This is a genomic window from Marinibaculum pumilum, from assembly GCF_042646425.1.
GTDB lineage: Bacteria > Pseudomonadota > Alphaproteobacteria > Ferrovibrionales > Ferrovibrionaceae > Marinibaculum > Marinibaculum pumilum.
The window spans coordinates 130,447-150,056 of record NZ_JBHRTR010000025.1 but is presented as its reverse complement, the minus strand read 5'-3'; the positions used below and the strand labels follow the sequence as shown (position 1 = coordinate 150,056).

At 70.2% G+C, this 19,610-nt stretch carries 17 protein-coding genes; 5 read left to right on the top strand and 12 right to left on the bottom strand.

The window, feature by feature from the left end; translation table 11 throughout:
* Position 1: 1 nt before the first annotated feature.
* Genes ACFOGJ_RS11255 through acuI form a run of 3 tightly spaced genes read left to right on the top strand, consistent with a single transcriptional unit; the run spans position 2 to position 3,842 of the window.
* Positions 2–1,024 (top strand): glycosyltransferase, encoded by a 1,023-nt coding sequence (locus ACFOGJ_RS11255; RefSeq protein ID WP_379900308.1) that lies wholly within the window; start codon positions 2–4, stop codon positions 1,022–1,024.
* Positions 1,024–2,778 (top strand): asparagine synthase (glutamine-hydrolyzing), encoded by a 1,755-nt coding sequence (asnB, locus tag ACFOGJ_RS11250; protein WP_379900306.1) that lies wholly within the window; start codon positions 1,024–1,026, stop codon positions 2,776–2,778. Before ACFOGJ_RS11255 ends, asnB begins: the two co-directional genes overlap by 1 nt.
* 59 nt (positions 2,779–2,837) lie before the next feature.
* Entirely contained in the window at positions 2,838–3,842 is a 1,005-nt protein-coding gene (gene acuI, locus ACFOGJ_RS11245; protein ID WP_379900304.1) for an acrylyl-CoA reductase (NADPH), read from the top strand.
* 29 nt (positions 3,843–3,871) lie between these two features.
* On the opposite strand, the gene ACFOGJ_RS11240 is transcribed toward acuI, so the two are convergent.
* Both ACFOGJ_RS11240 and cysQ read right to left on the bottom strand, forming a co-directional pair.
* Positions 3,872–4,909: a DUF3179 domain-containing protein gene (locus tag ACFOGJ_RS11240; RefSeq protein ID WP_379900302.1), complete on the bottom strand. Its 1,038-nt coding sequence runs from the start codon at positions 4,907–4,909 to the stop codon at positions 3,872–3,874.
* A gap of 142 nt (positions 4,910–5,051) precedes the next feature.
* Positions 5,052–5,840 (bottom strand): 3'(2'),5'-bisphosphate nucleotidase CysQ, encoded by a 789-nt coding sequence (gene cysQ / locus ACFOGJ_RS11235; protein WP_379900300.1) that lies wholly within the window; start codon positions 5,838–5,840, stop codon positions 5,052–5,054.
* Between cysQ and ACFOGJ_RS11230 the strand changes: the two genes are divergently transcribed.
* Positions 5,839–6,546: an NTP transferase domain-containing protein gene (locus ACFOGJ_RS11230; RefSeq protein WP_379900298.1), complete on the top strand. Its 708-nt coding sequence runs from the start codon at positions 5,839–5,841 to the stop codon at positions 6,544–6,546. The two genes, cysQ and ACFOGJ_RS11230, sit on opposite strands and share 2 nt — an antisense overlap.
* Before the next feature lie 24 nt (positions 6,547–6,570).
* Here ACFOGJ_RS11230 and ACFOGJ_RS11225 read toward each other — a convergent pair whose 3' ends face one another.
* The 10 genes from ACFOGJ_RS11225 to ACFOGJ_RS11180 all read right to left on the bottom strand — a co-directional run bounded on the left by ACFOGJ_RS11225 (position 6,571) and on the right by ACFOGJ_RS11180 (position 18,108).
* Positions 6,571–7,413 carry an IclR family transcriptional regulator gene (locus ACFOGJ_RS11225; protein WP_379900296.1) on the bottom strand — a complete coding sequence of 281 codons (843 nt, stop codon included), beginning with the start codon at positions 7,411–7,413 and terminating at the stop codon, positions 6,571–6,573.
* 184 nt (positions 7,414–7,597) lie between these two features.
* Positions 7,598–8,563: an LLM class flavin-dependent oxidoreductase gene (locus ACFOGJ_RS11220; RefSeq protein WP_379900294.1), complete on the bottom strand. Its 966-nt coding sequence runs from the start codon at positions 8,561–8,563 to the stop codon at positions 7,598–7,600.
* Positions 8,560–9,816, bottom strand: coding sequence for a threonine synthase (locus ACFOGJ_RS11215; protein WP_379900292.1), 1,257 nt, complete (start codon positions 9,814–9,816; stop codon positions 8,560–8,562). Before ACFOGJ_RS11215 ends, ACFOGJ_RS11220 begins: the two co-directional genes overlap by 4 nt.
* Positions 9,817–9,854: 38 nt before the next feature.
* The gene (locus ACFOGJ_RS11210) at positions 9,855–10,865 is read right to left on the bottom strand and encodes an LLM class flavin-dependent oxidoreductase (RefSeq protein WP_379900290.1); all 1,011 of its coding nucleotides are present in this window, start codon (positions 10,863–10,865) and stop codon (positions 9,855–9,857) included.
* 13 nt (positions 10,866–10,878) lie between these two features.
* Entirely contained in the window at positions 10,879–12,669 is a 1,791-nt protein-coding gene (locus ACFOGJ_RS11205; protein ID WP_379900288.1) for a hydantoinase B/oxoprolinase family protein, read from the bottom strand.
* Positions 12,666–14,750, bottom strand: coding sequence for a hydantoinase/oxoprolinase family protein (locus tag ACFOGJ_RS11200; protein ID WP_379900286.1), 2,085 nt, complete (start codon positions 14,748–14,750; stop codon positions 12,666–12,668). The genes ACFOGJ_RS11205 and ACFOGJ_RS11200 overlap by 4 nt, the downstream gene beginning before the upstream one ends.
* Positions 14,747–15,517 carry an ABC transporter ATP-binding protein gene (locus ACFOGJ_RS11195; protein ID WP_379900284.1) on the bottom strand — a complete coding sequence of 257 codons (771 nt, stop codon included), beginning with the start codon at positions 15,515–15,517 and terminating at the stop codon, positions 14,747–14,749. The genes ACFOGJ_RS11200 and ACFOGJ_RS11195 overlap by 4 nt, the downstream gene beginning before the upstream one ends.
* Positions 15,501–16,271 carry an ABC transporter ATP-binding protein gene (locus ACFOGJ_RS11190; RefSeq protein WP_379900282.1) on the bottom strand — a complete coding sequence of 257 codons (771 nt, stop codon included), beginning with the start codon at positions 16,269–16,271 and terminating at the stop codon, positions 15,501–15,503. The genes ACFOGJ_RS11195 and ACFOGJ_RS11190 overlap by 17 nt, the downstream gene beginning before the upstream one ends.
* A complete protein-coding gene (locus ACFOGJ_RS11185) occupies positions 16,268–17,203 on the bottom strand; it encodes a branched-chain amino acid ABC transporter permease (RefSeq protein ID WP_379900280.1) in 936 nt (311 codons plus the stop codon). The genes ACFOGJ_RS11190 and ACFOGJ_RS11185 overlap by 4 nt, the downstream gene beginning before the upstream one ends.
* A gap of 23 nt (positions 17,204–17,226) precedes the next feature.
* Positions 17,227–18,108, bottom strand: coding sequence for a branched-chain amino acid ABC transporter permease (locus ACFOGJ_RS11180; protein ID WP_379900278.1), 882 nt, complete (start codon positions 18,106–18,108; stop codon positions 17,227–17,229).
* A gap of 378 nt (positions 18,109–18,486) precedes the next feature.
* Here ACFOGJ_RS11180 and ACFOGJ_RS11175 point away from each other — a divergent pair, with 378 nt between their 5' ends.
* A complete protein-coding gene (locus ACFOGJ_RS11175; RefSeq protein WP_379900276.1) occupies positions 18,487–19,542 on the top strand; it encodes an ABC transporter substrate-binding protein in 1,056 nt (351 codons plus the stop codon).
* Positions 19,543–19,610: the final 68 nt, after the last annotated feature.

The window sequence follows — 19,610 nt, the reverse complement described above, 5'->3', positions numbered from 1 at the left end:
TATGCGCATCCTGCAGGCCATGGCCGGTGCCGAGCGCGGCGGCGCCGAGATGTATTTCGAGGCGCTGGCCGCGGCGTTCGAACGGCTCGGACTGCAGCAGCGGGTGGTGATCCGGCGCAACCCGGAACGGCTCGCCCGGATGCGGGCCGAAGGGCTTTCGCCCGTGCAGCTGCCGTTCGGCGGGCCGCTGGAACCGTTCACGCGGATGGCGCTGAGCGTCCAGCTCGCGCGGTTCCAGCCCGACATCGTGGTCACCTGGATGAGCCGGGCCAGCGCGAAGATGCCGCCCACCAGCGCCTTCCATATCGGCCGGCTGGGCGGCTACTACGACCTGAAGTACTTTGCCGGCTGCGATCTCCTGGTCTGCAACACGGTCGACCTGGTCGATTTCTGCATCGATGGCGGCTGGTCCCGCCGCCGGGTGCAGTATCTGCCGAACTTCGTCAGTCTGCGGCCTGCCGCACCGGAGGACCGCGCCCGGCACGGCACCCCGGCGGAGGCGCCGCTTCTGCTGGCGATGGGCCGGCTGCACGAGAACAAGGCCTTCGACGTGCTGCTGCACGCGATGCCCCAGCTTCCCGATGCCTGGCTCTGGCTGGCCGGGGAGGGGGCGCTCGCGGACGAACTGGCCGCGCTGGCGACGGAACTCGAGGTGGCGGACCGGGTTCGCTTCCTGGGATGGCGCGACGACAAGGAGGCGCTGCTGGCGGCGGCCGACATGGTGGTGGTGCCGTCGCGGGTGGAGCCGTTCGGCAACGTGATCCTGGATGCCTGGGCGGCGGAGCGGCCGCTGGTGGCCGCCGCGGCAAGCGGCCCGGCCGCGCATGTCACCGACGGGGAGAATGGCTTGCTGGTGCCGATCGACGATGCCGATGCGCTGGCGGCGGCGGTGCGCCGGCTGCTGGCGGAGCCGCAGCTGTGCCGCGACCTGGTGGCCGGCGGCCAGGCCAGCTTCACCGAGGGCTATACCGAGGCCGCCGTGACCGGCCGCTGGCTCGACCTGTTCCGCGCGGTGCTGCGCTGATGTGCGGGATCGCCGGCATCATCGCCGCGCCGGGGACGGAGGTGAACCTGGACGCGGTCTACGCGATGCGAAAGGCATTGAAGCATCGCGGGCCCGACGGCGACGGCCTGTATGTCAACGGCTCGATCGCCCTGGCACAGACCCGGCTGGCGATCATCGACCTGGCGACCGGCGACCAGCCACTATACGCGCCCGGCGGCATCGCCCTGGTCGCCAATGGCGAGATCTACAACTATCTCGAACTGAAGCAGGAGATGGCGGAGGCGCATTTCGCCACCGCCTCCGACTGCGAGGTGCCGCTGCATCTCTACCGCCGCGAGGGGCCGGACTTCGCGGAGCATCTGCGCGGCATGTATGCGATCGCCCTGCACGACGCGGCGGAAGACCGGCTGCTCCTGTCGCGCGACCCGTTCGGCATCAAGCCGCTGTACTATGTGGCCGGGCCGGCGGGCCTGGCCTTCGCATCGGAGCCGGGCGCCCTGCTGGATGCCGGCCTGGCGCCCCGCCGCATCGTGCCGCGGTCGCGGGACGAGCTGCTGCAGCTGCAGTTCACCACCGGCCGCGACACGATCTTCGAGGGGATCCAGCGCCTGCTGCCGGGGGAGACCCTGGTGGTGAGCCGGGCGCGCATCGTCGAGCGCCGCCGGATCGATCCGCTGCCGGCCCTGCCGCCGGTCCAGATCGGCGAGGCGGCGGCCCTGGCGGAGCTGGATAAGGTCCTGCTGGAGAGCGTCACCCTGCACCAGAGATCGGACGTGCCCTACGGCATGTTCCTCTCCGGCGGGGTCGACAGTGCGGCATTGCTGGCGGCGATGGCGCGGGTCAACGACCGGCCGGTCCTGGCCTATACCGCCGGCTTCGACCGTGGCGAGGTCAATGACGAGCGCGCCCATGCCCGCGCCGTCGCCGGCGCGCTGGGCGCGGAACATGTCGAGGTCGAATTCGGCGAGCAGGACTTCTGGGACCTGTTGCCGCGCATCGCCGCGGCGGTGGACGACCCGGCGGCCGACTATGCCGTGCTGCCGACCTGGAAGCTGGCGGAACGTGCCGCGCAGGACGTCAAGGTGGTGCTGAGCGGCGAGGGCGGCGACGAGATCTTTGCCGGCTATGGCCGCTATCGCAGCGCAATCCGGCCCTGGTGGCGCGGCGGACGGGCGATGCGGCCGCGCGGCATCTTCGACGGCCTGGGCGTACTGCGGCAGGAACCGACCGGCTGGCGCGACGGCATCGTCGCGGCCGAAAGCCTGTCGGGCGGCAAGGACCGCAACCGGCTGCAATCGGTGCAGGCGGTGGATTGCGCCGACTGGCTGCCCAACGACCTTCTGACGAAGCTCGACCGCTGCCTGATGGCGCACGGGCTGGAGGGGCGCACCCCCTACCTGGATCCGGCCCTGGCGGCCTTCGCCTATCGCTTGCCCGACGGGCTGAAGATCCGCGGCCGGCTGGGCAAGTACCTGTTGCGGGCCTGGCTGGACAAGGCGGTACCGGTGGCCGGCGCCTTCACCCGCAAGCGCGGCTTCACCGTGCCGGTCGGCAGCTGGATCGCCGCCCGCGGCGACCGGCTCGGCCCCCTGGTGGCGGCACAGCCCGGGGTGGCGGAGGCCTGCCATCCGGACGCCGTGCGGCGGCTCTACGGCGCTACCGGCAAGCATGCCGCCTTTGCCTGCTGGACCCTGCTGTTCTATGCCCTGTGGCATCAGCACCACGTGGTCGGCCGGCCAGCGGAGGGCGACGTCACCGCGATGTTGGAATAGGGTCCGGCCCCACTGCACCGGGATTCGACCGGACCGGGATTCAGAAGGGGAGAGAGAAGATGGGCGACAGCTTCCGTGCCATCGTGATCGAGGATGTCGAAGGCAAGCAGAAGGCGGCGCTGAAGGACCTGACCCTCGCCGACCTGCCGGACCATGACGTGCTCGTCGACATCGCCTATTCGACGCTGAACTACAAGGACGGGCTGGCCGTGTCGGGCAAGCGCATCGCGCGCTCGGTGCCGATGGTCGGCGGCATCGACCTGGCCGGCACGGTGGCGGAATCGCGAAGTGCCGACTGGAAGCCCGGCGACAAGGTGATCGTCAACGGCTACGGCCTGTCGGAAAGGCATTGGGGCGGCTATGCCCAGCGCCAGCGCCTGAAGCCGGAATGGCTGGTGCCGCTGCCCGCGGCCTTCGACATGCGCCAGGCGATGGCGATTGGCACGGCGGGCTATACCGCCATGCTGGCGGTGATGGCGCTGGAGGATGCCGGCCTGACGCCTGAGGCGGCCGGCGATCGCGAGGTTCTGGTCACCGGCGCCGCGGGCGGGGTCGGTTCGGTCGCGATCGCCGTCCTGTCCAAGCTCGGCTACAAGGTCGCCGCCGCGACCGGCCGGCCGGAGACGCACGACTATCTGGGCGGCCTGGGTGCCACCAGCTTCGTCGCGCGCGAGGAACTGGCGGAGGATGCCAAGCCACTGGAAGGCGAGCGCTGGGCCGGAGCGGTCGATTCCGTCGGCTCCAGGACCCTGGCCAAGGTGCTGGCGCAGACCGCCTATGGCGGCGCGGTGGCGGCCTGCGGCCTGGCCGGCGGGGCGGACCTGCCGACCACGGTGATGCCCTTCATCCTGCGCGGCGTGAAGCTGCTGGGCATCGATTCCGTGATGGCGCCGCAAGCGTTGCGCCGCCGCGCCTGGGAGCGGCTGGGCAAGGACCTGTCGACGGAAAAGCTCGCCGCGATCGGGTCGGAGACAGCGCCGCTGACGGCTGTGCCGGAGCTGGCCGGCAAGATCCTGAAGGGCCAGGTCCGCGGCCGGGTCGTGATCGACGTCAACGCCAGCTGAACGGGTCGGCCGCAGGTCGCAGCCGGTCGTCACTCCGCGTGCAGGATGCCGTCCGGCCGGAACGACCGGAAGGCGAAGGCGAAGGTGACGTCGTGCACCGCGTCGGCCAGGCTGCCATCGGCCTGCCGGCGCTGCACGACCACATTGCCGACATCCTGGCCCTCGGCCACCAGCCCGGCATCCAGGGCCGATGCCTGGCCCGGCTCCCAGCTCAGCACCAGTTCGCCGGCTTCGATGCGGCCTTCCGCCTGCAGCCGGGCCAGCGGCCAGGCCTGGTTCCCGACCGCCACCACCCGGGCCAGGGGCGGCACCGGGTCCTCGTAATAGCCGTAGGGGAAATAGGGCTCCGCCCGGCTGTCATAGCCGGCATAGGGGTTGCGGCCATAGGCCCGGCCGCTGCCCTCGGGCGGCCGCATCACCAGCCCGTCCGGAAAGCGCTCCCGGAAGCGGGCGAAGGACTCGATCCGCACCGGCAGCATGTCGAGTCGGGCACCTGTCAGTTCGCCGACGATCGCCTCGCCCAGGAACTGCTGCCACCAGCTTTCCGTCTGGCGGTCGTACATCACCATGTCGGAATGCCGCAGCAGGCCGCTGACGCCGAAATCCAGCACCCGCGTGCCGCCGGGTCCGGGAAGCCTGCGGTCGAAGGCGATCGCCGCGTTGCAGAGCGGGCAGTAGGTGACCGTGACCGGCACGCCGGCCAGGCTGTCATTGGCGATCTCGTGCCACATCAGCACCTGCAGGGGATAGGCCTTGGCCGCCCCGTCGATCTCCAGCGCGATGACCGGTTCCCGGTCGGCCAGGAAGCCCGCCCCGGCGACGGGGACGAATGCCGGGTCGTCGATCGCGGGAATGCCGTCCTTCGGCGGGCCGCCGAACATGATCTCCCGCAGGTCGATGGCGCTGCGGGAGAAGTCGGTCTCCGGCCAGGCCTGGCCGAAGCGCTGCGCGACATAGCGTTCGCTGTTCTGGGCCGCGGCCGGTGCGGCAGGGGCGGTCAGCGACAGGAGCGCGGCGATGGCGGCCAGCGCGGGCAGCACGGCATGGCGGAACTGGAAACGCGGCAAGGACACCTCCCTGGTCTGCGCACCGGACGGCCGGTAACCGACAGGGAACAGTGTGCGGCTGCGCGATCGCCCGCGCCATCGCGGGGGCGGCCGGCTCACGCGGCCGTGAGGCAGGTTCGCGCGCTTGTGTCCGGCGGGCGGGTCAGCCGGCCTTCAGCCCTTCCAGCCCGGCGCCATAGGCCAGGAAGCCGCCGTTGCGATAGTCGGCCTTGCCGTACAGGAACGGGCTGCCGTCGGGATTGGTGACGGTGCCGCCGGCGGCGGCCAGCACGGCATGGCCGGCCGCGGTGTCCCATTCCATCGTCGGGCCGAAGCGGGGATAGAGATCGGCGCCGCCTTCCGCCACCCGGCAGAACTTCAGGGAGGAGCCGGCGGGCACCAGGTTGCGCACCTGCAGGCCCGACAGGAAGGCATCCGTCGCTTCGTCCCGGTGGCTGCGGCTGGCGACCACGTCCAGTGCGTCCCGGTCGGCGCGGCGTACGGCGATGGTCTCGCGCTCGCCGTCCTTCTCGCGGCTCGCGCCCTGGCCGGCCACGCCGGCATAGAGCAGGTCCTGTGCCGGCAGGTAGACCACGCCGAGGACCGGCCGGCCGTTCTCCACAAGCGCGATGTTCACCGTGAACTCGCCGTTGCGGTTGATGAACTCGCGGGTGCCGTCCAGCGGGTCGACCAGCCAGAAGCGGCCGGCCGGCGGCGGCGCACCGTCACGGGCGACGGCCTCCTCTGCCACGATCGGGGTTTCGGGAGCGCAGGTGCGCAGCGCCGCCAGGATGATCGCCTCCGCCGCCTCGTCGGCATCGGTCACCGGGCTGGAATCCGACTTCTGCCGGGCATCGAAGTCGGAGGCATAGACCGCCATAATCGCCTCTCCCGCGGCGCGTGCGGCATCGGCGATCAGCGGGCAGAGGGCGGTCGCATCGAGAGGGGGCATGGCAAAGACATTCCGGTCGGCAGGGGGAGGGCGCGTTATGGCTGCCTCCGGTGATGGCGGTCAAGGCGGCGGGGCGCCCGGGGGTCCCGTTGCGGTCATTCTGGCCGGCGGCCGGGGGGAGCGCATGGGCGGCCAGGACAAATGCCTGCTGGAGGTCGGCGACCGCACCATCCTGGCGCGCATCCTCGACATCCTGCGTCCGGATGTCGACGAAGTGCTGATCAGCGCCAACGGCTTCCGCCCCCGCTTTGCGGCCTATGGCTGCCCGGTGCTGCCCGACTCGCCGGACCTTGCCGGCCAAGGCCCGCTGGCGGGCCTTGCCGCCGCCGCCGCAGCCCGTCCGGACCGCGCGATCGTCAGCGTGCCGGGCGACGCGCCGTTCCTTCCTGTCGGCCTCGCTGCCGCGCTGCTCGACGCCGCCACCGACCGGCCTGTCTTCCTCCGCTATGCCGGCGACGATCATCCCACCATCGCGGCCTATCCCGCCGGCACCCTGGACGGCCTGCCAGCCTGGCTCGCCGATACCGGCCGCCGCGCGGTGAAGGCCTGGCTGGAACAGCTGGGCGCGCTGCCGCTGGACTGGCCGCAGGGTCCGAAGGAGGAGGTGGCCGACCCGTTCCTCAACGTGAACCGCCCGACCGACCTCAATGTGGCGCGGAAGATGGCCTTGCCCTTGCCGGCCGGCCCCGGCAGGGGATCGGCCTGATCGACCGGCGGTGCGCCTGCCCTCCTACACCGCCCCCTGCAGCGCCGGCGCGGACACCGCGCCCAGCCGGGCGGAGATCCGCGCCGAGACCCGGCCCAGATCGTCCAGCGCACGGTGGCGGACGCCGGTGAACTCGGCCGCGCCGTGGCAGGCGAGGGAGATGGCGGCGATCACCTCGCCGCGGCGGTCGCGCACGGGCACGCCGATGGCGAAGATGTCGTCGATATTCTCCTCCAGGCAGGTGGCCCAGCCTTCGCTGCGGGCGATGCGGACCTCCTCCGCCAGGCGCGCGCGCTCGGTATTCGTGGCGCGGGTCAGGCGCGGCATCGGCAGGTTGTCGAGCAGCGGCGCCAGTTCCTCGTCGGAATAGCAGGAGAGGGCTGCCTTGCCGAGCGCGGTGGAATGCAGGTGGGCGCGCTTCCCCGGCGGGGTGTAGGTGGCGATGTTCCGCCCGGGGATCGACAGGATGTAGACGAATTGGTCGTCGTGGATGACGCCCAGATAGGCCGCCATCTCGTAGTCGCGGCTGACCTGCTGCAGTTCCTCGAAGGCGGAATCCGCCAGGGTGCGCTGCGCCAGATAGCCCTGGCCCGCCTCGAACAGGCCGAAGCCGATGCGGTAGCGCATGGTGCGCAGGTCCTGCTCGACGAAGCCGTGGTTGCGCAGGGTGGTCAGCAGGCGGTGGACGATGCTGGGCGCCATGCCCAGCTCGCGGCCCAGTTCCCGCACCCCCATATCGCCGCCGGTGGCGCCGAGCGCCTGGATGATGCCGAGCGCCTTGGAAAGCGACTGGTTGGGGTCCAGGCCGAAGTCCCGTTCGCGGGACGCGGCATCCCTGGATGAACCTTCCTTCGCCGTGCCAGCCATAGGCGCCCCCTTCAATCCTGCCGTCGAATGCCCACCATGTTCCGATGCACGCTGTCGATCGCCGGATCCTCGAAAGGCCGTCCGGACAGGGCCGGGCGCCGCCGGGTTCTGCGCCCGACCTGTGTATTGCAGCACAGTGACGTACCGCGGTGCAACATCCCTGGGTATGGGCGGGCGAGAGCCGTCAGGCGGGGCGGCCGAGATGGCGCAGCAGGGGTTCCAGGTCCGGGGATTGCGAGACGCCGGAGAGGACCAGCCGGTCCAGCCCGACCTCCTGGTATTCCGCCATGCGGGCGCGAACCTGCTCCGGCGTGCCGCTTGCGGCATGGCGGGCGACGATCTCGTCGCTGACCAGCCGTTCCACCGCAGGCCAGTCCTCTGCCGCATAGGCCTTGGCCAGGGCGGCCTGGTCGAGGCTGGAGCCGCCCAGTTCGATGTTCCTGGCATGGTGCGCGCCGCGCAGGATGAAGCCCAGCATCCGCTTCAGGCCGGCATGGGCGGCGGCCTCCTGCTCCGCCACCGCGGCATAGAGCAGGCCGATGCGGCGGATCCGCCGGCCGGCCTTCGCCTCGCCTTCGGCGACTGTTTCCAGGCAGCTCTGCAGGAAAGGCACCGACGCCGCGGCGCTGATCAGCACCGCATCCGCCGCCTCGCCCGCCAGTTCCAGCATCTTCGGGCCGGACGCGGCCAGCGCCACCGGCACCGCGCAGGCGCCGGTTTCCAGCCGCCGGCCCCGCACCGAAAAGGCGGTGCCGTCATGATGCACCGTCTCGCCCGCGAACAGGCCGCGGGTGACCGCGATCGCCTCGCGCAGGGTGGCGAGCGGCTTCGGTGCCTCGACGCCTGCGGCCTCCAGGTCGCGCGGCGCGCCGACACCCAGGCAGAGGGTCACCCGGCCGGGGAACATCTCCTCCAGGGTGGCGGCGGCCATGGCGGCATAGACCGGGTGCACGGTGTAGGGGCTCATCGCCATCAGCGCGATCTTCAGGCTGTCGCTGGCGGAGAGCAGGGCGGCGGCCCGCGCGATCGGCTCGCGCTGGAACAGGTGGCAGGCGAGCCAGACCGTGTCGATGCCGTTGCGCTCCATCACCGGGAGTATCGCGCGGACCTCCGGCCAGGGCTCCTTGCCCTCCAGGCTGATGTCGATCATGGCGCCCCCGTTTCCCCCTCTGCCTGCAGCCGGGCGATCAGTGCCTCGACCTCTTCCGCGGCACATACGGGCACGTCGGACACGTCCATCGGCCCGTCCTTCAGGCCCGTGGAGGTCAGGATCGCGACCACGATCCCGTCCAGCTTCTCCCCGCGGGCGATCACCTCCGCCCCGGCGGCGAGGCCCGCCGCACCGGAAATCTCCTGGTAGTAGCCGTGCCGCGCAAGCCGCGCCTGCATCTCTGCCATGCCGGCCTCGCTGCAGGTCAGCGCCCGGCCATGGCTTTCCTGCAGCGCCACGATGCCGCGATAGCCGCCGACGGTGCAGGCGATGCCGGCGGCGGCCGACGGTTCCGGCGCCACCTCCATCGCCGCGGCATTGGAGCCCGCCGCCCGGGCCAGCGGCCCGCGCGCGGCCGGTTCCGCCGACAACAGCTGCGGCACCCGGTCCGCCAGGCCCAGCAGGCGCAGCTCGCGGAAGCCCTTGGCGAGGCCGTAAAGCAGCTCCGCATAGCCGGTCGGCACCAGCACCGAATCCGGCACCCTGCGGCCCAGCTGCAGGAACAGCTCGTAGGCGATGGTCTTGTAGCCCTCCGGCCCGTAGGGATTGCCGGTATGGAAGCGGGTCAGGTTGCTGGCCGGCATGAAGCCCGTCGCCGCCACGATCCGCCGCAGCACCGGCCAGCGGTTGTCGGCGTCGGTCAGCACCACATGGGCGCCCAGCGCCGCCAGCAGGCGGCGGAACGACGGCTGCGGCCCCTCCGACGTCACCACCACGCAGGGCAGGCCGGCGCGGGCGGCGAAGGCGGCCGCCGCCGCGCCGTGATTTCCGGAGGAGGCGACGGCGATCCCCGGTGCGCCGGACAGGATCGCCGTCGACACGGTGCAGAGGTTCAGCCGGTCCTTGTGGCTCCAGGTCGGGTTGCGGCTCTCGTCCTTCAGGAGCAGCCGGCCGGTGAAGCCCAGCGCCCGGCCCAGATCGTCGGCCGGCACCAGCGCGGTGCCGCCCTCGCCCAGGTCGAGGCCGGGGGCGAGCGGCGGCAGCAGCGGCGCCCAGCGCGCCAGGCCGGGCAGGGGCGGCTGGTCGAACAGGGCCGGATCGACCCTGTCATAGGCATAGTCGATCTCCAGCGGATACTGCATCTCCGCGTCGGAGGTCGCCGGGCAGCCTTCGGTCAGCACCGGCAGCAGCGGGAACAGCTTGCTGCGATCGCCCAGCGAGCGCTGGCCGATGGCCAGGCTGGCGCCCGCCATTGCCGATGCCGCTCCCGTTCCCGCTGCCGCCGCCATGCTCAGGACCCCAGGTGGGGGATGACTTCCTCGGCGAACAGCTGCATCTGGTCCAGCAGCTCCTCCACCGTGTTGACGGCGAAATAAAGCCCCAGCAGATGGGTCACCCCGGCCGCCTGCAGCTTCTTCGCCTTCTCCACCACCACGTCGGGGCTGCCGATCAGGTTGATCTCCTCGTGGCTGACCTTGCCCTGGTCCTTCAGGGTCGACTTGCCGAGCGAGACCAGGTGCGCGTGCATCTGGCTCTGCTGGAAGCGGGCGACTGCCTCCTCCTGCGTCTTGCCGACATGGACGACGAACTGCGGTGCGATCTCGACCTTCATCGGGTCGCGGCCCTCCTCCGCCATGAACTCGCGCAGCTGGCCCACCATGGCGGCCAGGCGCTCGGCCTGCATGCCGGCCGGGATCCAGCCGTCGGCATGCTTGGCCACCCGGCGCAGATGGTTCTGGTTGTTGCCGCCGAAATAGATCGGCAGCTTTTCCTGCGCGGTCTTCGGATACAGCTCCACGTCGCGGAACTGGTAGTACTTGCCGTCGAAGCTGGCCACCCGCTCCGAGAACAGCAGGTTCAGCGCCCGCACCCCTTCCTCGACCATGTCGCCGCGATGCGCGCCCGAATCCGGCCAGAGCGCATCGAACTCCTCGCGATAGGCGCCGACGCCGACGCCGATCTCCACCCGGCCGCCGCTGAAATGGTCCAGGGTGGCGATCTGCTTTGCCGTCACCACGATGTCGCGGCGCATCGGCAGCACCAGGATGCCGGTGCCGAAGCGCAGGGTCTTGGTATGGGCGGCCAGATAGGCATAGGTAACCAGCGGCTCCCAGAACCGCGGCGGCACCGGGAACTCCTCACGCACATAGTGCTGCGTGGTCATGTGGTCGTTGCCCCAGACCGAGTGGTAGCCCAGCTTCTCGGCATGCTGGGCGATCCGCACCAGGGTTTCGGGGGAGGAGAAGGGGATCGGATAGGTGAGACCTTCCATCCCCGTGGGCAGGCCGGCGCTGACGATCATCGGGCAGGTTCCTCTATGCTGAAGTGGATGCGGGGGCCCGGCGGGTCTCGGCGCGCAGCGCCGCCGTCGCCTCCGGATCGGGAGTGAGGTCGTCGCGCAGCACGACGCCGTAGTCGCTGCGTGCCGCGGCGGCGGAGACCATGCCGGTGCGGACGTCCTCCGCCACCAGGGCGGGATCGCGCAGGAACGGATCGCCGATGCCGCCGCCGCCCGGCATCTCGATCACCAGGCGCTCGCCCTTCGGCACGGTCTGCTGGCCCTTGCCGCGCAGGCGGGTGCCGGAGGCCAGCCGCAGGATGCCGCGCGCCCCGTCGCGGCCGCCGTCGCGGCCGCGCGGCGGAAAGTCGACCCGGTCGTAGTTTGCGCTGATCGCGAACGGCGCGGTGTCCAGGGTATCCACCTCCATCACCTGGCCCAGTCCCCCCCGATGCAGGCCGGCGCCGCCGGAATCGGTGCGGTATTCCTTGCGCAGCACGATGATGGGGGAGCCGGCCTCGGTGATCTCGATCGGCACGTTGCGCACGCCGGAAGGGAAGGCGGTCGCCGACAGCCCGTCCTTGCCGGGCCGCGCGCCGGTGCCGCCGGAATGGAACGACATGACGTTGAAGCTTTTCGCGCCGGCGACCTCCTCCGGCGGCGCGTCGACCCGGCCGGGCCCGCCCATGGCGAACAGGTTCCACAGGCAGGAGGTGCCCTCCGCCGGCACCGGCAGCGGCCGCCCGTCCCGGTAGCGCGCCTGCGACAGGCAGCCGAAGGTGACGTCGGGCAGCAGCTGCCCGGTGATGTGGCGGGTCGCCACCGGCAGCGGATGCTCGGCGCTGAGGATGGTGCCGGGCGGCGCGGTCACCTTGATTGCCGACAGAAGCGCGGCGTTGTTCGGCACCGTCGGCGCGACGATGCACTTCACGCCGAAGCTGGTATAGGCCTCGGTATAGCAGAACGGCACGTTGATGCCGAAGGCGGAGGGGCCGGAGGTGCCGGTGAAGTCGACCTCGATATGGTCGTCGGCCACCGTCAGGCGGGCATGGATGTCGATCGGCCGGTCATAGCCGTCCACCCGCATGTGGGTGGTGAAGCTGCCGGGCTCGATGGCGGCGATCGCCTCCTTCACCGCCAGGTCGGTGCGCTCCAGGATATGGGCGCCGAGCCCGTCCAGGTCGTCGATCTGGAATTCCTGCATCATCGCGACCAGCCGCCGCCCGCCGATATCGTTGCAGGCGGCCAGCGAATAGAGGTCGCCGATCACCTGGATCGGCTCGCGCACATTGCCGCGGATGATCTCGATCATCGTCTCGTTGACGGTGCCGGCATCGGCGAAGCGCATCAGCGGGATCAGGATGCCTTCCTCGTAGACCTGCCGCCCGTCCGGGCCGATGCCGCGGCCGCCGATATCGACCACATGGCTGGTGCAGGCGAACAAAGCCACCGGCCGGCCGTCGCGGAAGGTCGGGGTGACCACCGTGAAGTCGTGCAGATGGCCGGTCCCCTTCCAGGGATCGTTGGTGATGAAGGCATCGCCCTCGCGCATTGTCTCCAGCGGGAAGCGGTCCAGGAAATGCACCACCGCGCGGGCCATGGAGTTCACATGGCCCGGCGTGCCGGTGACCGCCTGGGCGAGCATCTCGCCGCGCGTGTTGAAGACCCCGGCGGAGAGGTCGCCCGCCTCCCGGGTGGAGGTGGAGAAGCCGGTGCGCATCAGGGTCTGCGCCTGCTCCTCCACCACCGAGATCAGGCGATCCCACATGATCTGCTGGTGGATCATCGCCAGCGGATTGTTTGCTGGCACAGTGCTCACATTGCTCATGCCTTTGCTCCCCGTTCGAGGACGATATGGCCGAGGCCGTTGATGGTGGCGGTGAAGCGCGGGCCGACGACGGTCGTGGTCTCGTCCTCGACGATGAGGCAGGGACCGGCGACCGAGGCGCCAAGGGACAGGCTCTCGCGTAAGTAGACGGGCACCTCGCCGCGCTCGGCACTGGCCGGGTCGACGAGCTTCGCCGTCCGGACCGGCGCCGGCGCCGGCGCCGGTACCGTGGGCGGGCAGGGCTCCGGCGGCGGCACCTCCGTCGCCAGCCGCAGCGACCAGCCGATCGCCTCGACCGCGAGGTTGGGGATCGAGCGGCCGAACTGCTCCTCGTAGCGGGCGACGAACAGGGCGGCGAGCCGCGCCTCGTCGCCGGCGGCGAAGGGTTCCGCCGGCAGCGGCACGACGATCTCGTGGCCCTGCCCGGCATAGCGCATGTCGGCGGTCCAGGTGGCGACCAGGGGCGCATCCGGCGCGCCGGCGCGGACCACCGCCTCGGCCGCCTGGTACATCTCCGCCCGCAGCGCGTTCATCGCCGCCGCATCGAACCCTGCGTCGATCGGCATGAAGCGGCTGCGCGCGATCTCGTAGGCGACCGGCGCGATCAGGAAGCCGACGGCGGAGCCGACCCCGGCGCCGCGCGGCACCACGATGCGGTCGATCGACAGCTTCTCCGCCAGCCGCACCGCATGCAGCGGCGCCGCGCCGCCGAACGCCACCATGGTGCGCTCGCCCAGCGCGCTGCCCAGCTCGATCGCATGGACTCGCGCGGCATTGGCCATGTTCTCCTCCACCACCTCGGAGATGCCGAGCGCGGCCTCCACCTGCGGCAGGTCCAGCGGGGCGCCGATCGCCGCCGCGACGGCGTCGGCGGCGCGGTCGCCATGCAGGGTGAAGCTGCCGCCGGCGAAATGCTCCGGGTCGATGCGGCCCAGCACGACATCGGCATCGGTGACGGTGGCGGCGGTGCCGCCGCGGCCGTAGCAGGCCGGCCCGGGCTGCGAGCCCATGCTCTGCGGCCCGATCTGGATCCGCGACAGTTCGTCGATGGAGGCGACGGAGCCGCCGCCGGCGCCGATCTCCACCATGTCGATCACCGGGATGCGGATCGGCAGGCCGCTGCCCTTCAGGAAGCGGTATTCGCGGGCCACCTCGAAATTGCGGGAATAATGCGGCTCGCCGCCGTCGATCAGGCAGATCTTCGCCGTCGTGCCGCCCATGTCGAAGGACATGATCCGCCCATAGCCGCATTGCCGCGCGACATGGGCGGCCAGGATCGCGCCGCCGGCGGGGCCGGATTCCACCAGCCGGATCGGGAAGCGGCGCGCCGTCTCCACCTCCGTCAGGCCGCCAGCGGAGGTGATCATGTAGAACGGGCAGGCGATGTCGCGGGCGCGGATCTCGTCCACCAGCCGCTTCAGGTAGCTCGCCATCACCGGCTGGATATAGGCATTGGCCGATGCGGTGGACCAGCGCTCGTATTCGCGGATCTCCGGGCAGACCTCGCTCGACAGGGTGATCGCCATCCCGGGCAGCGCGGCCTGCAGGACCTCGCGTGCCCGCTCCTCGTGCGCGGCATTGGCATAGGAATGCAGGAAGCAGATCGCCACCCCGCCGACCTGTTCCGCCTTCAGGGTGCCGGCGATGCCGGCCAGGGCCGCCTCGTCGAGCGGAACCACCACATTGCCGCGGGCGTCCATCCGCTCCGGCACCGGCAGGCGCAGTTCCCGCGGCACCAGCGGCGCCGGGCGCTCCATCATCAGGTCGTACTGCTCGAAGCGGTTCTCGTAGGCCATGGCGATGGAATCGCGGAAGCCCTCCGTCACCAGCATCGCGGTACGGGTGCCCTTGCGCTCGATGATCGCGTTGGTGGCCAGGGTGGTGCCGTGGATGATGATGGCGAGGTCGCGCGGATCCAGCCCGGCGCGGCCCAGGATCAGGTCGATCCCCTCCAGCACGCCGCGCTCCGGCGCATCCGGGGTGGTCAGCACCTTGGCCGCCACGCTCCTGTCGCCGTCCTGCAGGGCAAGGTCGGTGAAGGTCCCGCCGATATCGACCGCCAGGCGTGCCGTTCCGCTCATTCCGTTTCCCCAGGAAGCACTTCGGTTTCTTCGCTCAGATTGCCGCCCAGATAGGCGTGGCGGATGCGCGGGTCGGCCGCGACTTCGGCGGCCGGCCCCTCCATGAACTTGCGCCCCATCTCCAGGACGATCGCGGTGTCGGAGACCAGCAGCGCGCCGTGCACGTTCTGCTCCACCACCAGCACCGTGACCCCGGTCGCGGCGATGCCCTTCACCACCGCGAACACCTCGTCCTGCATCTTCGGCGACAGGCCGAGCGAGGGTTCGTCGAGCAGCAGGAGGGAGGGTTCGGACAGCAGCACCATCGCCGTCTCCAGCACCTGCTGCTCGCCGCCCGACAGGTTGCCGGCGCGCTCGCCCAGCTTGCTGCGCAGCACCGGGAAGGCGGTCATCACCTTCTCGATGCGCGCCGCATGGACGGCCCTGGCGAGGGTGTAGCAGCCGAGCTTCAGGTTTTCCGCCACGGTCATCAGCGGGAAATTGCAGCGCCCCTGCGGCACGAAGCCGATGCCGCGCTGGAAGCGCAGCCAGGGATCCAGCGCCTCGATCCGCTCCCCCTTGAAGGTCAGGCTGCCGCCCAGATGCTGGCAGGAGCCGTAGACCGCGCGCATCAGGGTCGACTTGCCGGCGCCGTTGCCGCCGATCAGGGTGGTGATCGAGCCGCCGGCCAGGACGAAGGAGACGTCGTGGACGATGGCATTGCCGCGATAGCCGGCAGTCAGGCCGTTTGCCTCGAGAACCGGGGACGTGTCAGGCGCGGATGCCAAGATAGGCCTCCAGCACGCGCTCGTCGGACTGCACCGCGGCGGGATCCCCCTCCATCGTCTTCGCGCCCTGCACGAAGACCAGGATGCGCGAGCAGAGCCGCATGATGAACTCGACATTATGTTCGACGATCACGAAGGTCTCGCCCGCTGCGTGCAGCCGCAGGATCACCTCCTCGATCTCGCGGATCCGGGTCGGGTTCACCCCGGCGACGGGTTCGTCCAGCACCACCAGGCGCGGCCGCGGCATCAGCGCGGCGGCCAGTGCCACCAGCTTCTTCTGGCCGTAGGACAGGATCACCGCCGGCGCGTCGCGGTAGCGCTCCAGTCCGATCATCGCGATCAGCTCCTCCGCGCGGGCCTCCGCCGCGTCCACCGCGCGCCGCATCGCCGCCGTGCGCAGGAAGTCGGCGACCCAGCCGACCTGCTGGAACGGGCGCGCGGCCTGCAACAGGTTCTCGCGCACCGACATCTGGTCGTAGAGGCGCACCGCCTGGAAGGTGCGGATCAGCCCGGCGCGGGCGATCGCGTCCGCCGGGCGGCCGGTGATGTCGGCGCCGTCCAGCAGCACCCGGCCGGCATCGGGCCGCTGGAAGCCGGAGATGCAGTCGATCGTCGTGCTCTTGCCGGAGCCGTTCGGCCCGATGATGCCGGTGATGGTGCCGTCGGCGATCGCAAAGGAGACGCCGTCGACGGCGCGCAGCCCGGCGAAGTTCTTGGTCAGGCCCTCGACCGCCAGAAGGGGGGGCGCGGTCATTGCCGCAGCTCCAGGCGCAGGCGGCGGTTGCGGCGTTCCCGCAGCCAGCCGGCGAAGCCGGCGGGGGCGACGGAGACCACGGCCAGCAGGATCAGGCCGTAGACCACCATCCGCAGGTCGCCGGAGACGCGCAGCAGTTCCGGCAGCAGCGACATCGCCGCGCCGGCGGCCAGCACCCCCCAGAAGCTGCCGCGGCCGCCGACGATCACCATGATCAGGAAGGCCTGCATGTAGAAGAAGTCGAAGATCAGCGGGTCGATGATCCGCACATGGAACACCAGGATCGCCCCGGCCATCCCGGTGAACACCGCGGATATGAAGAAGCCCAGCAGCTTGTAGGGGGTGGGGTTGATCCCCTGCGAGCGGACCAGCGGCTCGTTCTGGCTGATCGCCCGCATGGTGGCGGCGATGCGCGAGGTGAAGAAGGCGTAGAAAAGCGCCAGGGTCGCGACCAGGAAGGCCAGGGCGAGATAGTAGAAGCCGGTCGGACCGTCGATCGGCACCCCGAAGAAGACTGGCGGCGGCAGGCCCGGCATGCCCATCGGGCCGCGGGTCACCGACATCCAGTCGCGCGCCACCAGGAAGGTCAGCAGCGAGAAGACCAGGGTCACCACGACGAAGGAATGACGGTTCAGGCGCAGCGCCGGATAGCCGATGACCAGCGCCACCAGGCCGGCGAACAGGCCGCCCGCCGGCAGCGCCAGCCAGAAGCTCCAGCCCAGGTCCACCACGGTGACCGCGGTGAAATAGCCGCCGATCCCCCAGAACGCGGTATGGGCGAGCGACAAGAGCCCCAGCAGGCCATAGACCACGTTCAGCGACAGGGCGGCGACGATGAAGACGAACACCGTGACGCCGACGCCGGCGACATAATTCGACACGCCGAGGAGCGGCAGGACGGCCAGCAGCACGACCGCGCCCGCCGCCGCCATTGGCACTGGAACCGCCGGCCGCATCATCCCACCCGCACCCCGCCGCGGCTGAAAAGCCCGTTGGGGCGCAGGACCAGCACCGCGATCATGACGATGAAGCCGGCGGCTTCCTGCCAGATCGCCGGGAAGAAGCCGCCGATCCAGCTCTCCAGGATGCCCAGGCCGATCGCTGCGGCGATCGCGCCGCCGATGCTGCCCATGCCGCCGATGATGATGATCGCCAGCGCCTTGATCACCAGGAACTGGCCCATATGCGGATGCACCAGCTGGACCGGGGCGATGGCGGCGCCGGCGATGCCGCAGAGCGCGGTGGCCAGCACCACCGCGTTGCGGGCGACCCGCACCGGCTTCAGGCCGACCATCAGCGCCGCCTCCCGGTTCTGGGCGACGGCCCGCATCGCGCGGCCGAGCTGCGTGCGGTTCAACACCAGGAACAGCACCAGGAAGGCCGCCACCGCCAGGATCGCCGCGGCGACCCGGGTCCAGGCCAGGCGGATATCGCCGATCTGGATGCCGGCGAAGCCGAACTGGGTCTGCACCATCATCGGCGTCGCGGTGAAGGCATATTGCATGCCGTACAGGATCACGATCGACAGGCCCATCGTGATCAGGATGCTGCGCTCGAACTCGCCGCGCTCAAGCCGCGACAGGAAGACCTCGTAGGCGACGAGGCCCACCGCGACGGCGGCGATCGTGGCGACGATGACGCCGGGGATATAGCTGAGGCCGAAGCCGGGCAGGGCGAAGGCCATCGCATAGGCGCCCACCATGAGGAACTCCCCATGGGCGAAGTTGACGATCTCCAGCACGCCGAACATCAGCGCCAGGCCCGCGGCGATCAGGGCATAGATCAGGCCGAGGGTCAGGCCGTTCGCCGTCAGCTGAAGGAAATAGATCCAGTCCATGTGGTGATGCGTCGATCCGGAATGGTGACCCGACAGACCGCAATCACGGGACGCGCGCTGTTCGGCCGTTCGGCCGCGCCTGTTCTTCGGGCCGATTGGGCGGAATGTCGGACAGGCACAGGGCGACTGCCCGCAATCCATACGCAAGTCGCGACGTCGTGATGGCGAGGTCTGACCACATATTTTTGGCTCACGGCGAAGCACATGCCAACATAAAAATGGTGTATCGCCGATTATTTTGTCAGTATAACTCGTGCGAACCGGACTCACCCAGTGTTCCGATAGGAGGAACAGATGAAAATACTAGCGCCTATCCTGACTATTGCTTGCGCGTTGGGCGTTCCGCTTGCGGCTGCCCAGGCGGCCGATCCGATCAAGGTGGGCGTCAGCGCCCCCTATTCCGGGCCGGCGGCCGCGCCGGCGGAGTGGGAGCGATGGGGCATCGACCTGGCGGTCAAGGAGATCAACGAGGCCGGCGGCGTGCTCGGCCGGCCGATCGAGATCGTGGCCGAGGACAATCGCTGCAACCCGTCGGAGGCGGCCAACGCCGCCAACAAGCTGGTGGCGGAAAAGGTGGTCGCGATCCTCGGTGCGCACTGCTCCTCCTCCACCCTGGCCTCGATGCCGATCATCGAGCAGGCCGGCATTCCGATCCTCACCGGCGTTTCCTCCAGCCCGAAGATCACGGAGCTGAGCGGCACCGGCGGCAACAAGTGGACCTTCCGGCTGAACCCGTCGGATTCCGCGATGATGAGCACGCTCGTGAACTACATGGGCGAGAAGAAGCTGTTCTCGAAGGTCGCGATCATCGCCGAGGATACCGATTTCGGCCGCGGTGGAGTCGCCGCCTTCACCCCGCTCGCCGAACAGGCGGGGATCGAGATCCTGTCCACCGATTTCGTCGCCCAGAACACGCCGGACTATACGCCGGTGCTGACCCGCGTTTCCCGCGCCAAGCCGGATGCTATCGCCACCTTCCTGCTGGCGGCCGACCAGCTCAGCCTGCTGCGCAGCGCGATGCAGCTGGGCCTGCAGATTCCCTATACCGGCCGCGCCGAGCTCGGCGGCAAGAACATGGAGATCATCGAGGCCGGCGGCATGGACGGCTCGGTGAGCGCCTGGACCTATTCCAACGAGATCGACGACCCGCAGAACAAGGCGTTCGGGGAGAAGATCAAGGCCGAGCACGGCGTGCTGCCGGTGCTGCAGACCTGGGCCGGCTATGACACGATGCGCATGGTCGCCCAGGCCATCAAGGAGGCCGGCAGCGACGACCCGGCGAAGATCCGCGACGCCCTTGAGAAGATCCAGTTCCGGACGGTGATGGGACCGGTTGTCTCCTTCGACGACCACAACCAGGCCGGCGAAGTGGTGATCATCCTGGGCGTGAAGGACAAGAAGGTGTCGATCCTGGATATGGTGAGCGCAAAGTAGCGGACTGCGATCCGCTGCAGAAAGGCCCGGCCGGCAGGACGCATGGCCGGGCCTTTCCCGCGCGGCGG

What these genes read in the sequence shown, in the direction of transcription:
- ACFOGJ_RS11190 (WP_379900282.1), bottom strand. Translation starts at nt 16,271, where the DNA reads ATGACCGCGCCCCCCCTTCTGGCGGTCGAGGGCCTGACCAAGAACTTC.
- ACFOGJ_RS11205 (WP_379900288.1), bottom strand. Translation starts at nt 12,669, where the DNA reads ATGAGCAATGTGAGCACTGTGCCAGCAAACAATCCGCTGGCGATGATC.
- ACFOGJ_RS11225 (WP_379900296.1), bottom strand. Translation starts at nt 7,413, where the DNA reads ATGGCTGGCACGGCGAAGGAAGGTTCATCCAGGGATGCCGCGTCCCGC.
- ACFOGJ_RS11200 (WP_379900286.1), bottom strand. Translation starts at nt 14,750, where the DNA reads ATGAGCGGAACGGCACGCCTGGCGGTCGATATCGGCGGGACCTTCACC.
- ACFOGJ_RS11185 (WP_379900280.1), bottom strand. Translation starts at nt 17,203, where the DNA reads ATGGCGGCGGCGGGCGCGGTCGTGCTGCTGGCCGTCCTGCCGCTCCTC.
- acuI (WP_379900304.1), top strand. Translation starts at nt 2,838, where the DNA reads ATGGGCGACAGCTTCCGTGCCATCGTGATCGAGGATGTCGAAGGCAAG.
- ACFOGJ_RS11215 (WP_379900292.1), bottom strand. Translation starts at nt 9,816, where the DNA reads ATGGCGGGCGCCAGCCTGGCCATCGGCCAGCGCTCGCTGGGCGATCGC.
- ACFOGJ_RS11220 (WP_379900294.1), bottom strand. Translation starts at nt 8,563, where the DNA reads ATGATCGACATCAGCCTGGAGGGCAAGGAGCCCTGGCCGGAGGTCCGC.
- cysQ (WP_379900300.1), bottom strand. Translation starts at nt 5,840, where the DNA reads ATGCCCCCTCTCGATGCGACCGCCCTCTGCCCGCTGATCGCCGATGCC.
- ACFOGJ_RS11255 (WP_379900308.1), top strand. Translation starts at nt 2, where the DNA reads ATGCGCATCCTGCAGGCCATGGCCGGTGCCGAGCGCGGCGGCGCCGAG.
- ACFOGJ_RS11180 (WP_379900278.1), bottom strand. Translation starts at nt 18,108, where the DNA reads ATGGACTGGATCTATTTCCTTCAGCTGACGGCGAACGGCCTGACCCTC.
- ACFOGJ_RS11230 (WP_379900298.1), top strand. Translation starts at nt 5,839, where the DNA reads ATGGCAAAGACATTCCGGTCGGCAGGGGGAGGGCGCGTTATGGCTGCC.
- asnB (WP_379900306.1), top strand. Translation starts at nt 1,024, where the DNA reads ATGTGCGGGATCGCCGGCATCATCGCCGCGCCGGGGACGGAGGTGAAC.
- ACFOGJ_RS11210 (WP_379900290.1), bottom strand. Translation starts at nt 10,865, where the DNA reads ATGATCGTCAGCGCCGGCCTGCCCACGGGGATGGAAGGTCTCACCTAT.